Origin of the sequence: Leisingera aquaemixtae, assembly GCF_006740765.1 — a bacterium.
GTDB lineage: Bacteria > Pseudomonadota > Alphaproteobacteria > Rhodobacterales > Rhodobacteraceae > Leisingera > Leisingera aquaemixtae.
Map to the genome: position 1 here is coordinate 1 of NZ_CP041155.1, position 13,809 is coordinate 13,809.

Annotated in this window: 11 protein-coding genes and 4 pseudogenes; 8 read left to right on the top strand and 7 right to left on the bottom strand. The window is 66.8% G+C overall.

Annotation, left to right across the window (positions count from 1 at the left end; genetic code table 11):
- The 6 genes and pseudogenes from R2C4_RS00005 to R2C4_RS00030 form a co-directional block, all read left to right on the top strand.
- Positions 1–512: pseudogene (locus R2C4_RS00005) on the top strand (type 2 periplasmic-binding domain-containing protein); the annotation flags it as partial.
- 69 nt (positions 513–581) lie between these two features.
- Positions 582–1,681: pseudogene (locus R2C4_RS00010) on the top strand (NAD(P)/FAD-dependent oxidoreductase).
- 31 nt (positions 1,682–1,712) lie between these two features.
- Positions 1,713–1,967, top strand: a pseudogene (locus tag R2C4_RS00015) (2Fe-2S iron-sulfur cluster-binding protein); the annotation flags it as partial.
- The gene (locus R2C4_RS00020) at positions 1,954–3,348 is read left to right on the top strand and encodes an FAD/NAD(P)-dependent oxidoreductase (RefSeq protein WP_141889042.1); all 1,395 of its coding nucleotides are present in this window, start codon (positions 1,954–1,956) and stop codon (positions 3,346–3,348) included. The pseudogene R2C4_RS00015 and the gene R2C4_RS00020, both read left to right, overlap by 14 nt.
- 9 nt (positions 3,349–3,357) lie before the next feature.
- A complete protein-coding gene (locus tag R2C4_RS00025) occupies positions 3,358–3,696 on the top strand; it encodes a RidA family protein (protein WP_008558530.1) in 339 nt (112 codons plus the stop codon).
- Positions 3,697–3,804: 108 nt separating this feature from the next.
- A complete protein-coding gene (locus R2C4_RS00030) occupies positions 3,805–4,812 on the top strand; it encodes an App1 family protein phosphatidate phosphatase (RefSeq protein WP_141889043.1) in 1,008 nt (335 codons plus the stop codon).
- A 37-nt stretch (positions 4,813–4,849) separates the two neighbouring features.
- Here the strand turns inward: R2C4_RS00030 and R2C4_RS00035 are convergent, their stop codons facing one another.
- The 7 genes from R2C4_RS00035 to R2C4_RS00065 all read right to left on the bottom strand — a co-directional run bounded on the left by R2C4_RS00035 (position 4,850) and on the right by R2C4_RS00065 (position 12,517).
- On the bottom strand, positions 4,850–5,713 hold the full coding sequence (locus tag R2C4_RS00035) for a formate/nitrite transporter family protein (RefSeq protein ID WP_141889044.1): 864 nt from the start codon (positions 5,711–5,713) through the stop codon (positions 4,850–4,852).
- A 210-nt stretch (positions 5,714–5,923) separates the two neighbouring features.
- A complete protein-coding gene (locus R2C4_RS00040; protein ID WP_141889045.1) occupies positions 5,924–7,288 on the bottom strand; it encodes an MATE family efflux transporter in 1,365 nt (454 codons plus the stop codon).
- Positions 7,289–7,465: 177 nt separating this feature from the next.
- Positions 7,466–8,353 carry a glucokinase gene (locus R2C4_RS00045; protein ID WP_141889046.1) on the bottom strand — a complete coding sequence of 296 codons (888 nt, stop codon included), beginning with the start codon at positions 8,351–8,353 and terminating at the stop codon, positions 7,466–7,468.
- Positions 8,350–9,447 carry an ABC transporter ATP-binding protein gene (locus R2C4_RS00050; RefSeq protein ID WP_141889047.1) on the bottom strand — a complete coding sequence of 366 codons (1,098 nt, stop codon included), beginning with the start codon at positions 9,445–9,447 and terminating at the stop codon, positions 8,350–8,352. Before R2C4_RS00050 ends, R2C4_RS00045 begins: the two co-directional genes overlap by 4 nt.
- 4 nt (positions 9,448–9,451) lie before the next feature.
- Complete coding sequence (locus R2C4_RS00055; protein WP_008558552.1) at positions 9,452–10,348, bottom strand: carbohydrate ABC transporter permease; 897 nt, start codon at positions 10,346–10,348, stop codon at positions 9,452–9,454.
- Positions 10,341–11,213, bottom strand: coding sequence for a carbohydrate ABC transporter permease (locus R2C4_RS00060; RefSeq protein WP_141889048.1), 873 nt, complete (start codon positions 11,211–11,213; stop codon positions 10,341–10,343). Before R2C4_RS00060 ends, R2C4_RS00055 begins: the two co-directional genes overlap by 8 nt.
- A gap of 59 nt (positions 11,214–11,272) precedes the next feature.
- The gene (locus R2C4_RS00065) at positions 11,273–12,517 is read right to left on the bottom strand and encodes an ABC transporter substrate-binding protein (protein WP_141889049.1); all 1,245 of its coding nucleotides are present in this window, start codon (positions 12,515–12,517) and stop codon (positions 11,273–11,275) included.
- Positions 12,518–12,745: 228 nt separating this feature from the next.
- Between R2C4_RS00065 and R2C4_RS00070 the strand changes: the two genes are divergently transcribed.
- Positions 12,746–13,480, top strand: coding sequence for a response regulator transcription factor (locus tag R2C4_RS00070; protein WP_141889050.1), 735 nt, complete (start codon positions 12,746–12,748; stop codon positions 13,478–13,480).
- A gap of 5 nt (positions 13,481–13,485) precedes the next feature.
- Positions 13,486–13,809: pseudogene (locus R2C4_RS00075) on the top strand (sensor histidine kinase); the annotation flags it as partial.

A 13,809-nucleotide genomic window follows, 5' to 3' on the forward strand; every position in this document is an offset into this window, starting at 1 on the left:
CAGTCCAACGGCATCAAGGTGCGGGTGCCCGGCATCAAGAGCTTTCAGCTGACCGGCGAGGCCCTGGCTACATCCCGTCGCCGATCCCGTTTTCCGAAGCCTTCACCGCGATCCAGACCGGTGTGGTTGACGGCGTGATCGGCTCCGGCGCCGAAGGCTACTATGCCTCGTTCCGCGATGTGACCAAGACCTATGTGCCCGCCAACACCCATTTCGAGGTCTGGTACATGATCATTTCCAACGGCTCGCTGGCTGAGCTGGACGCCGAAGATCAGGAGGCGCTGAAAGCCGCCGCGGCAGACTTCGAAGCGCAGCGCTGGACCGTTGCCGAAAAAGAGCAGGGCGATTGGGAGCAGCGTCTGGCCGATGACCTGGGCGCCAAAGTGGTCGAGCTGAGCGACGACGAACTGGCGGCGATGGCTGCCAAGGTGCGCAACGATGTCTGGCCGGTGGTTCTGGAGGACGTCGGCGCCGAGTGGGGCCAGGGCATTCTTGACCAGATCGGCAAGTAATCCCGCATGACAGACCGGGGCGGCTGCGCGCCGCCCCGCAACCGCAGCCAACCCCGGAGATACGGCAGGATGGAAGCAGATTATGCAGTGATCGGCGGCGGCGTTGTCGGCCTGTCCGTGGCCTGGGGGCTGCTCAGGCGCGGCAAGCGCGTCACGGTTCTGGACGGCGATGACGGATCGTTCCGCGCCAGCCGCGGCAACTTCGGCTTGGTCTGGGTCCAGTCCAAGGGCATGAAACAGCCGCGCTATGCCAGCTGGAGCCAGCAGTCCGCCGCGGCTTGGGCCGGATTTGCCGCCGAGCTGGAAGACGGCACCGGCCGCTCCGTCGGGCTGCAGCAGAACGGCGGCTATGACCTGCATTTCTCCGAGGAAACGCTTTATGCCACCGTCGCGCAGTATGATGCGCTGAAGGACAAGCTGGGCGGCAACTACCCCTACGAGGTGCTGGGCCGCAACGCGCTCAGCCGCGAGGAGCCGCATATCGGCCCCAAGGTGGCGGGCGCGATCCTGCATCACCAGGACGGTCACGCAAACCCGCTGCGCCTGCTGGTCTCGCTGGCCGAGGACGTGCGGCGGCTGGGCGGCACGGTCCTGAACGGCAAGACCGTCACCGAGGTTTCCAAACCGGATGCTTTCAAGGTCCAGTGCAGCGACGGCACCACGGTCACGGCGGCCAAGGTTGTGCTCTCCGCCGGTTTGGGCGCGATGGAGCTTGGCCCCAAGCTGGGCTTCAAGGCGCCGGTGCGGCCGCAGCGCGGCCAGGTGCTGATTACCGAGAAGCTGCCGAAGATGATCAACCGCCCCTCGCTGATTGCCCGCCAGGTGGATGAGGCGGCATTCAGATCGGCGCCACCAATGAGGAGGTCGGGCTGGACGACAGCGTCACGCAGCCGGGCCTGTCGGGTTTGGCCGCCGAGGCCATCGCCGCCTACCCGGCGCTGGCCCGCGCGCAGCTGGTGCGCAGCTGGGGCGCGCTGCGCATCCTGTCGCCCGACGGGCTGCCGATCTACCAGGAAAGCCCGGACCTGCCGGGCGCCTATCTCGTCACCTGCCACAGCGGCATCACCCTGGCCGCGGCCCATGCGCTGTTCCTGCCCGACTGGCTGGAAGGCACCGAGGCCGCCCCTGATCTGGAGGTGTTCAGTGAAGACCGATTCCCCGTTTCTTGAGCTGGCAGACGATGCCCCCCGCGTGCGGGTCTGGTTCGACGGCCAGCCGCTGGACCTGCCCGCAGGCGCCAATCTGGCCGCCGCGCTGCTGGCCGCCGGTGTGCAGGTGTTCCGCCACACGGCCGTATCCGGCGCGCCGCGGGCACCGTTCTGCATGATGGGCGCCTGTTACGAATGCCTGGTGGAGATTGGCGGCCGCGTGCAGCAGGCCTGCATGCTGGAAGTGGAAGAGGGCATGAAAATTGCCCGCCCGTTTGAAGCGGAGGCTGGCGATGAAACGCTGTGACCTGGCCATCATCGGCGCGGGCCCGGCCGGCATGGCCGCCGCTGCCGAGGCAGCCCGGCAGGGCTTGAGCGTCACCCTGCTGGATGAACAGAACCGCCCCGGCGGGCAGATCTACCGCGAGGTGGACCGCGCCGGCGGACCGCGCGGCGCCATTCTGGGGCAGGAGTATCTGCACGGGGCAACCCTGACGGCGGGCCTTGGGCAGGCGGGCATTACGCATTTGTCAGGTGCAATTGTCTGGGCCATCGAGGAGGGATTCCGCATCTCCTTTATCCGCGGTGGCCGCGGGGAGCAGCTGGAGGCCGCGCGGGTGATCCTGGCCACCGGCGCGCTGGAGCGCCCCATGCCGCTCCCCGGCTGGACCCTGCCCGGCGTGATGACCGCAGGCGCCGCGCAGATCCTGCTGAAGCAATCCGGCGTGCTGCCGCGCCGCGCCGTGCTCGCCGGGTGCGGGCCGCTGCTCTATCTGATTGCGGCGCAGATGGTGCGGGCGGGCACGCCGCCGCTGGCGCTGGTGGAGACCCAGACTGCGGCCAGCCCGCTGGTCGCAAGCCGCCACTTGCCCGGCGCGCTGCGCGGCTGGCGTTATCTGGCCAAGGGCCTGAAGATGCTGGCGGAGATCAAGCGCGCCCGCGTGCCGCGCTATACCGGCGCAACGGACATCGCGGTGGCAGGCAGCACCGGGGCCGAGGCGGTGACTTTCCGCAGCAAGGGACAGGCGCACCGCATCGCGTGCGATACCGTGCTGCTGCATCACGGTGTGGTGCCGAACACCCAGGCCGCGCGCTCGATCAATGTGCCGCATGTCTGGTCCGAAGCGCAGCAGTGCTTTGTGCCCGAAACCGGCCCCTGGGGCGAGACCGGCAAGGACGGTGTCCTGATCGCCGGGGACGGCGCAGGCATCAGCGGCGCCATGGCGGCAGAGTATGCAGGCCGCATTGCGGCGCTGAAAGCGGCGGAGGAGCTGGGCCGGATCACCGCGCAGGAGCGCGACCGCCTCGCCGCGCCGCTGATCAGCCGCCGCAGCCGGGAAACCGCCGTGCGGCCCTTCCTGGATGCGGCCTATCCGCCCTATGCCAGCGCCCTGCGGCCCGCCGACAGCACCATCGTCTGCCGCTGCGAGGAGGTCACCGCGGGCGACATCCGCAGCTATGCCAAGCTCGGCTGTCTTGGCCCGAACCAGGCCAAGGCCTTCGGGCGCGCAGGCATGGGGCCGTGCCAGGGCCGCTATTGCGGGCTGACCGTGACTGCGCTGCTGGCCGAGGCCAACGGGCAGACCCCGGATGAGACGGGGTACTACCGCATCCGGCCGCCGATAAAACCCGTGACACTGGGCGAACTGGCAGCGATGGAAGACCCCTCCGCCACTGCCGCTGAATAGGAGAAGAAGATGATCGAACGGATCGAAACCGGCCCCCGCATGAGCAAGATCGTGAAGCACAACGGCGTGGCCTATCTGTGCGGCCAGGTCGGGGACGGCGCCGATGTGGCCGAACAGACCCGCGACTGCCTGTCCCGCGTCGAGGCGCTGCTGGAGAAGGCCGGCTCCTCGCCGCAGCAGATCCTGCAGGCGATTGTCTGGCTGGCCGACATGAAGGATTTTGCCGAGATGAACGCGGTCTGGGATGCCTGGGTGCCGCAAGGCCATGCCCCGGCGCGGGCCTGCGGCGAGGCCAGGCTTGCGCGGCCGGATCTGAAGGTGGAAATCATCGTCACCGCCGCCTGCTGACACGGCGCTCTAGCACAAACACCAAACCCGGCCCTTGCGTCTGACAGGGGCCGGGCACTTTACCGGCACCTCGCGCGTTGTATACCTGAAGCAGCAACGAGGTCCGATATGTTCAAGCACGCACTGCACCGCACCGCCCTTCATGCCGAAAATCTGCTGGACAGGCTGCTGCCCCGCAAGGTGCGCAGCGGCGCGGATCTGGTGATCGACCCTTACATCGGCTACGCCACGCCGGAGGCCCTGATCGTGCGCGGCCGGGTGCTGACACAGCTGCGCCACAGCGCGCCTCGCGCAGGCCAGGGGGTTTTGCGCAATGTGCGGCAGATGATTTCGCTGTTCCTGACGGATGAGGCGGCCGGGATTACGGTCTGCCACGGCGATGCCACCGCAGTCAGCGATGAAGAGGGGTATTATCAGCTGCCGCTGCCGCCGGGCCGGGCGCCGGGCTGGCATGAGATCCCGGTTGCTGTCGCGGACAGCAAAGCGCAGACCGTCTGCCCGGTGCTGATCCCGCGTCCGGATGCCCGGTTTCTGGTCATTTCCGATATTGATGACACGGTCCTGCAGACCTCCGCCTATTCGCTGGTGCGCAACCTCTGGACCACCTTCAGCGGCAATGCGCTGACACGGCATGTGTTCCCCGACTCGGCGGCCCTGCTGCGCAAGCTGTCGCAACAGGGCCGCAACCCGGTGTTCTATGTCAGCTCCTCCCCCTGGAACATGCACGCGTTTCTGGACCAGGTGTTCCGCCAGGCGGATATGGTCCGCGGCCCGATGTTCCTGCGCGACCTCGGGCTGAGCGAGACCCAGTTCATCTCCGCGGGCCATGGCAGCCACAAGGGGCAAAGCATCGATCTGCTGCTGAATGCGCACCCGGAGCTGCCTGCAATCCTGATGGGCGACACCGGCCAAAAAGATGCGTCTATCTACGGAGCGGCGGTGCGCCGCCATCCGGGCCGCATCGCCGCGGTGCTGCTGCGGGTGCCAGCAGACGGGCTGAGCGCGGACGACGAGCGCGATCTGGCAAAGCTGAGGGAAACCGGCATCACCGTGGTTGCCGCCCCCAGTTTCGACGGAGCAGCGCAGCAGCTGGAGACGATAACCGCGGGCGTGTGACGGCGGCCCGGAGGCGGGTCGCGCGGCGCTCAGACGCTCAGGTTTTCAGCCTGCCGTTCCTCTTCTCTTTTGCTTCTTCCACCTCAGGCCGGATCTGTGCCCAGGTCAGCAGGGTGAACACTGCGGTGCCGCCGATCACATTGCCTGCCAGCACCGGCAGGAAGAAGCGGAACACGGCTGGAGCCAGGGACAGCTCGCCCTGCACCATCAGAAAGGCCATCTCGACAGAGCCTGCGATGATATGGGTGAAATCCCCCAAGGCGATCAGCCAGGTGATGAGGATGATCAGCGGCAGCGCCGAGCCGTTGGCCTGGGGCAGCATCCACACCAGCGCCGCAATCAGCACGCCCGCAGGTATACCGCGCACCAGCCCTTCGGCCCACGGCATTCCGGTCGCGTGATGGCTCAGCGCCAGCATCGCGTCTGCCATCGGACCGGACATCACCGGTGTGAAGGCCAAAAAGGCGGCAGCGATGAAGGCGCCGGTGACGTTTGCTGCCAGCACCACCGCCCACAGCCGCCCCGTGCGCCCGAACGATTTCCACGTCGGGCACAAGGTCACCGGCACCACGGTGGTGATGGTGTTTTCCGTGAACAGCTGCATCCGGCCCAGAATGACCAGCACAAACCCCAGACTGTAGCCCAGATTTTCAACGATAAACCGCCAGTCCCCGTCCGGCAGGCTGGAGCGCAGGATCGCCTCGCCCCAGACCGAGAAGGAAATCAGCAGACCGGCGGCCAGACCGGACCACCACAACGCCCGCATCGGGCGCCGCAGCTCCTCTTCGCCTTCCAGCCTGATGGTCTCGAAAATCAGCTTGGCGGACAGGCCGGTGGCCTCCTCCACTGCGTCGCGTTCCTTTTGCTCTTCTGCAAGCAGGTGCTTGTCAGTGGGGGTCATTACTCGGTCTCCTGCGTGTTCGGAAAGCCCGCGCGGCGGGGCCGGGGAGGGGGCCCGCCATGCCGCAAAGGCCGCAAATGGCCCGCTGGGGTGCGCACTCTGTCCCTGATTCAACGCCCGAAACAGCGGAATGTTCCCGGCTTGGCCCAGTTTTACGGCGGGTGCGCGAGACTGCACGCACGGTCCCGGCGGGCATAAGGTCTGCGGGCCTCACGCTGTGATGTGCCGGGTGATGCGGGTGCTCTGCGGCCACAGCCCGGTGCGCCGGGCGGCCCAGACCGCCCCGGCAACCGCGCCGAGGTTGGCGGCAACGGCCGCCGCCAGGATGCCGCCGTAGCCGAAAGTCCAGACCCCAAGCCAGGCCAGCGGCACATAGATCAGCGTGATCCGCCCCAGGCTCAGCCCCATCGAGTGCAGCGCCTTGGAGCGGGCGTTCATCGCCGCGTTTGCGGTCACCAGGATGCCATAGCCGAACAGGCTCCAGCCGACGACCTGCAGGTAACGGCGTGTGTAATCCGCCGCCTCCGCGTCCTCGGCGATGGCAGCGGCGATCCAGCCGCCGCACAGGCTCAGCACCGCGCCTAGGGCAAGGCCGTACACCAGGCAGAACGCCCAGGCCTGCACCACCGCGGATTGCGCCCGGGTTTCCTTGCCCGCGCCCCAGTTCTGGCCGACCACCGGCCCGATCCCGGCAGACAGCGCCAGCAGCACCACGATCGCCAGCGACTGCACCCGCGTTGCGGCGCCGAACCCGGCGACCGCGGCGTCGCCCAGCGTGGCCACCGCAGCGGTGACCAGCGCCATGCCCGCCGGGTTGATCGCATTGGAAAACGCGGCTGGCGCGCCAACCTGGGTGATTTCCCGCAGGCTGCGCCACAGGTCCTGCCAGATCCGTCCGCACAGCTGCAGATATCCCGCATGCACGGCAAAGGCGATGGCGCCGGCCGCTGCCGCCAGCCGCCCGGCCAGCGTCGCCAGCGCCGCGCCGCCGGTTTCCATCGCCGGCACCGGCCCCCAGCCAAAGATGAACAGCGGGTTGAGCGCGATGTTCACAGCCGCCGCCAGGATCATGAACAGCGAGGCATGGACCGCATTGCCATGCGCGCGGAACAGTGCGTTGACCAGCATCATCAGCACCAAAAACGGAAATGACAGCGCCCAAAGCGGGACATAGGCGGAAATCTCCGCCATCACCTTGCCGCGCGCGCCCATCAGGGAAAAGATCTGCCCGTGCAGGGCGTAAAAGGCCAGCGCCACCAGCACCGACAACAGCAGGCCCAGCCCGGCCGCATGCAGCGACATCCGCGCTACCGCGCTGTCCTCATCCTCGCGGCCCAGGGCCTGCGATACGGCGGCGTTTGCGCCGGCCGACAGCCCGATTGCCAGCGAGGCCAGTGCCGTTGTGACCGGATAGATGAACCCAACCGCCGCCAGCGGCGCGCCGCCCAGCTGGCCCAGGAAATACGCATCGGCTAATCCGATCGACAAAACGGCCAGAATGCCCAGCGACATCGGCGCCGAAACCCGCGCCAGCGCCCGCCAGACCGGCCCTTCGGTCAGATCAGACCGCGCCATACGTGTACCTCCCGCTGCGGATGGGTGTTGCAGACCCAACGCCGCAAACGGGCGCGGCGTTCCCGGCCACCGGTAAAAGAGGTGAATGAACCAGCCGTCCCCGCCCTGCGGGGCAATCAATTACCATAACACTGATTATGGCCCCTGAAGGCAGCCCGCACGGGCAGGCCTTGCGGATCAGCGGTTGACCGTAACGGCGGCGCAGCCCTTCAGGGCCGCCGCGTCGTCGAGGATGACATACACCGGCGCCTCTATCCCGGTATCGAGGGCGAAAGGCTGGCGGAAGGCCTCCGCAAACACCTGCCGCGCCGGGGAGGCCAGCAGGCTGCGCGCCACCGCACCCGCGAAATAGATCCCCTGCGCGGGCAGAAACGCCAGCACCAAGTTGCGCGCCAGCAGCGACAGCAACTCCGCATAAAAGCCCTGAAACGCCTGCGTGCCGGCGGTATCCTCCGGGAACTGCGCCCGCACCGCCGCATACCCGCGGCCGGAGAACAGATGCTCCACCGTGCGGAACGCCCCGGCGTCGCCGGTCCGGCTGCTCAGATGCTCCGCCACGTCCAGCGGCAGGCTGACGTGGCCGTATTCCACGTTCAGGCATTGCACCCGCCCGCCCGCGTGCAGCACCGGCGACAGGTTGAAGCCGGTGCCGATGCCCGCCACCAGCCGCTGGCCGTCTCCGCCTGCATCATCCGCGGGCGCGATCACCGTATCCAGGCAGTCTGCCCCCAGATGCGGGCACGCCTGCCCCAGCGCTGCGAGGTCATTGAGCAGATGCACGCGCGCGCCATTCAGATGCCGCGACAGCGCCGCGGCGTCGAAATGCCAGTCCCGGTTGGTGAGCCGCGCGGTGGTGCCGGTGACCGGCCCGGCAATGGCAATCACCACCTCCGCCACACCGCCGGGCGCGGCGTTTTGCAGGTACTGGTCCATCACCTCCGCAAAGCCCGAATGGGCATCGTTGCGAAAGCTTTGCACCGTGTCCGCCAGCAGGACGCCGTCCCGCGCCAGCCCCAGCCGCGTATTTGTGCCGCCGGCGTCCGCGGCAAGCCGCAGCCGGGTCAATTCAGCCGCTCGCCGGTGGCGGGCGAGAAATAGGACACCTTGGACAGATCAAAGGCCAGATCCAGCATCTGCCCCGGCTGCGCCCGGGTTTCCGCATGGAGCCGCGCTGTCACCTGCTTGCCGCCCAGCTGCGAGACCACATAGGTGTCAGCGCCCGCAGGCTCCACCATGTCGATGAGGCAGGCGGCCTCCTGCACACCCTCGCCCGCGCGGAAGCCCGCCTCGGCGATGTCTTCGGGCCGCACGCCCAGGATCACGTCCTGCGGCAGGCCGGTGGCGCGGCTGTCTTTCAGCACGATCGGGGCGCTGCCGCCGCAGTCCATCTCGATCCGTGTGCCCTGCCCGTTCGGCTGCGCGCGGGCCGGGATCAGGTTCATCGCCGGGCTGCCCATGAAATCGGCCACGAACAGGTTGGCGGGCTTGTTGTAGATCTCTGCGGGCGTGCCGATCTGCTGCACCACGCCGCCTTTCATGACCACGATCTTGGTCGCCAGCGTCATTGCCTCGATCTGGTCGTGGGTGACATAGACCATGGTGGCGCCGAGGTTGTGGTGCAGCTTCTTGATCTCGGTCCGCATCTCCACGCGCAGCTTGGCGTCGAGGTTCGACAGCGGCTCGTCGAACAGGAACAGCTTGGGATCGCGCACTAGCGCCCGGCCCATCGCCACCCGCTGCCGCTGCCCGCCAGAGAGCTGACCGGGACGGCGGTCCAGCAGTGCTTCGATCTGCAGCTGCGCCGCCACTTCCTTCAGCTTGCGCGCCTGGGTGGCCGCATCGGCGCCGCGCACCTTCATGCCAAAGGTGATGTTCTTGGCCACTGTCATCGTCGGGTAGAGCGCATAGGACTGGAACACCATCGCGATGTCGCGGTCCTTGGGGCTGACTTGGGTCATGTCGCGCCCGCCGATTTCGATGCGCCCGCCGGAGATCGGCTCCAGCCCGGCGATGCAATTGAGCAGCGTGGACTTGCCGCAGCCGGAGGGGCCGACCAGCACCAGGAAGTCGCCTGGCTCGATACTGACATTGATGTCCTTCAGGATCTCGGTCGCGCCGTAGTTCTTGCGCAGGTTGGTGATGTCCAGAATAGGTGCCATGGATTTACCCCTTTACGGATCCGGCGGTCAGGCCGCGGATGAAGTATTTGCCGGCAACGGCATAGACCAGCAGCGTCGGCAGCGCGGCGATGATCGCGGCGGCCATGTCGACGTTGTATTCCTTCACGCCGGTGGTCGAGTTGACGATGTTGTTGAGCGCCACAGTCACCGGCTGGGTGCCTGCCTGGCTGAAGGAGACGCCGAACAGGAAGTCGTTCCAGATCTGGGTGAACTGCCAGATCACGGTCACGACGATGATCGGCAGCGACAGCGGCAGGAAGATCGACCAGAAGATCCGGAAGAACCCCGCGCCGTCCACCTTGGCCGCCTTCACCAGATCCTGCGGGATGGTGACATAGAAGTTGCGGAAGAACAGCGTGGTGAAGCCGATGCCATAGATCACATGGACAAAGATCAGCCCCGGAATGCTGCCCGCCAGCCCCATCAGCCCCAGCATCCGCGCCATTGGCAGCAGCACCACCTGGAACGGGATGAAGCAACCGAACAGCATCAAGGAGAAGATCAGGTTGGCTCCCTTGAACCGCCATTGCGCGATGACATAGCCATTGGCCGCCCCTAGCATGGTGGAGATCGCCACCGCAGGCACCGCGATCACCACCGAGTTCCAGAAGAACGGGCGCAGGCCCTCGCATTGGATGCCGGTGCAAGCCTCCGACCAGGCGGTGCGCCAGGCGTCGAAAGTGACCTCGCGCGGGAAGGCGATCAGGCTGCCGGTGCGGATTTCCTCCAGGCTTTTCAGCGAGGTGGTGATCATCACAAAGAGCGGCATCAGGTAGAACAGGGCAAACAGGCCCAGGAGGGTGAACAGCAGCCAGCGCAGGGCGATACGGCTCCAGTTCTGCGCAGGCGCGCGGGCGGGGGCAAGCGTCGCATCAGTCATGTTTGGCCCTCAGCTCGGAGTAGAGGTAGGGAACGATGATCGCAAAAACCACAGCCATCATCACCATGGCGGAGCTTGCCGCCTGGCCGATGTCGCCGCGGGAGAAGGCCATCGTGTACATATAGGTGGCGGGCAGGTCGGTGGCATAGCCGGGGCCGCCGCCGGTCAGCGCAATCACCAGGTCGAAGCTCTTGATCGCCAGATGCGCCAGCACGATGAAGGCAGACAGGAAGATCGGCGCCATCGAGGGGATGATGATCGCGGTATAGATCCGCCAGGCCGGGATGCCATCGACCTGCGCGGCCTTGATAATCTCGCCATCGACCCCGCGCAGGCCCGCAAGAAACAGCGCCATCACGAACCCGGACGCCTGCCAGACACCGGCGATTACCACCGCATAAATCGCCTTGTCCGGGTTGATCACCCAGTCGAAGGTGAAGCTCTCAAACCCCCAGCCGCGCACCATGGCCTCGATGCCCAGACCCGGGTTCATGATCCACTTCCAAGCGGTGCCGGTCACGATCAGCGACAGCGCCATCGGATACAGGTAGATGGTGCGCAGAACGCCCTCGGTGCGGATCTTCTGGTCCAGCAAGATCGCCAGCATCAGGCCCAGCAGCATCGAGATCAGGATGAACAGGGTGCCGAACACAAACAGGTTCGACATCGCGGTGTCCCAGCGCGGCGCATTGAACAGGCGCTCGTATTGGATCAGTCCTTCAATCTCGTATTTCGGCAGCAGGCGGGAGCGGGTCAGCGACACCCAGGCGGTCCAGATGATGAAGCCGTAGACAAACACCAGCACCGCGGCGAAGGACGGTGCCAGCACCATCTTCGGTATATGACGTTCTAGCCATTGGGACATTGTAACGGCCCTTGCATAAGCGGCCCCGCACCCCGAAGGACGCGAGGCCCGGGGGAGGATCACATGGAGTTGGCGACAGCGTCGGCCAGCATCTGCACGGCCTCGTCCGAGGACATGTCGGAGTTGAAATGCGCGGTCACCACGTCGGTGATGGCGCCGGCTTGCGCGCCGCGCAGCGCCATGCCGTGGGCATAGCTCGGCAGCAGAGAGCCGTTTTCGGCGCTTTCGCCCATATCCTTGGCCGACAGATGTGCGCAGGAGTCAAATGCGTCCAGTTTCACATCGACCCGCGCCGGGATCGAACCCTTGTTGAGGTTGAACACCTCCTGGAACTTCGGCCCGACGATCAGCTTGGCCAACAGGTCCTGCCCGGCCTGCTTGTCCTCGCCGTCGACCTCGAACATGGCGAAGCTGTCGACGTTATAAAGGAACCCGTCGCCCGGCACCGAAGCGCAGAGGAAATCCTTGCCCGGCTCCTTGCCCGCGGCCAGGAATTCGCCCTTGGCCCAGTCGCCCATGATCTGGAACGCGGCCTCGCCGTTCATCACCATGGCGGTGGCCAGGTTCCAGTCGCGGCCCGGGAAGTTGGCGTCTACATAGCCGCGCATCTTGCGCATCTGGTCAAACACCGCGACCATCTTGCTGGACTTCAGCGTCTCCATGTCCAAGTCGACAAAGGCCTTGCGGAAATCCTCCGGCCCCAGAATGCCCAAGGCGACAGCCTCGAACACGGTGGCGTCCTGCCAGGCCTGGCCGCCATGCGCCAGCGGGGTGACGCCCGCCGCCAGCAGCTTGTCCGCGGCGGCGTTGAACTCCTCCCAGGTCGTTGGCATCTCGATACCGCTGGCCTCCAGAACCGCCGCATTGGCCCAGATCCAGTCGACCCGGTGGACGTTCACCGGCGCGGCGCACCATTTGCCCTCGCATTTCATATGCTCGGCGATGGAGCCGGGCAGCACATCCGCCCAGCCCTCAGCCTCCGCGACAGAGGAGATATCGGCCAGCACGCCTTCCTCGTACCATTCCTGGATCGCCGGGCCTTTCAGCTGCACCGCGGTCGGCGCGTTGCCGGAGAGCACCCGGGCGCGCAGCGCGGTCATCGCCGCATCGCCGCCGCCGCCGGCCACCGGCATGTCGGTCCAGGTGCCGCCGTTATCGGCAAACTCCTGTTGCAAGACGGCCGCCGATTTGGCCTCGCCGCCGGATGTCCACCAGTGCAGAACTTCGGCCTGCGGTCCGGCCACTGCCGGGGCCGCGCAGGCCAGTGCCACGGCCGAGACGGCCGCAAAAGCGGTGCGTTTCATCGCTTATTCCTCCCTTATGTGCAGGCCGCTCCCCGCAGCCTTCCCCATCAGCTTGCAAAACCGCGGGGCCGCTTTTCAATCGCTCAGCACAGCCTGGGGCGCGGGCCGCAGCAGTTTTTCCGCCGGGCTGTTACCTGTTGTTACGCAGCAATTGATTTTGTTGCATGATGTTACAGACAAACGGGCGGGACAGCCACAACCGGCGGTCTTCGGGGAGGATACGGACAGATGGCGATTCCGCGGCTTCTAGTGGTGGATGACGATACTGAGACGCGCATGATGCTGACCCAGTACCTGCGCCAGAACGGCTTTATCGCCCTGCCCTGCGCCAGCGAGGCGGACATCCGCGCCCAGATCGGCGCGGGCCGGATCGACCTGATCCTGCTCGACGTGATGCTGGGCGACGAAAACGGGGTGGAGATCTGCACCCGCCTGCGCGCCGGGCAGGATGTTCCGATCATCCTGGTGTCGGCCCTGTCCGCCGACCACCAGCGGATGGCGGGATATGAATCCGGCGCCGACGACTACATCGCCAAGCCGTTCAACCCTGACCTGCTGCTGGCCCGCGTCCGCGCCGTGCTGCAGCGCGCGCGCCGCTCCTCCTCGCTGATCTACCGGCGCAGCGTGGCGACCTTCCGCTTTGCCGGCTGGACCTATGACGCCAAGCGGGACGAGGTGATCTCGCCTGCGGGCGTGCAGGTGGCGCTGTCGCGGCGCGAGACCGGCTTGCTCAAGGTGTTTCTGGCCAACCCGCACATCCCGCTCACGCGCGAGGAGATCGCCGCGGCGCTGGATGTGACCGGCGAGGGCGGCAGCGATGAGGGATCGGGCCGCGCCATCGACGTGCTGGTGGGCCGCCTGCGCTCCAAGATCGAACAGACCCCCAAGGAGCCGAAACTGCTGCGCACCGAGCGCGGCACCGGCTATGTCCTTGCGGTGGATGTCGAAACCGGCGGGGACTGACGCCGGTGGCGCTGCGGCTCAGAACACGGGGGCTGATCCTGCTGGCGCTGGCCTTTGCCGCGGGGCTGGCGGCAGCCTGGGCCTGGGCCCGCTCCAGCGCCAGCTGGCAGGCGCACCAGACCCGCGCCGCGATTGCGGGCATTGCCTTGGACGGCACCCTGCGCCGCGGCGCCGCGCCGCCTGAAGGGGTGGTTGTCACCCCGGTGGACCCGGCGCAGGCTGCGTTTCTGGCCAGCGGCGATTACCTGCGGCTGGACGGTATCCCGAAACCGGCTTTCTTCACCTATGTCTCTCTCCTCGACAGCGGCCCCGATCCCCTGTCGGGCGAG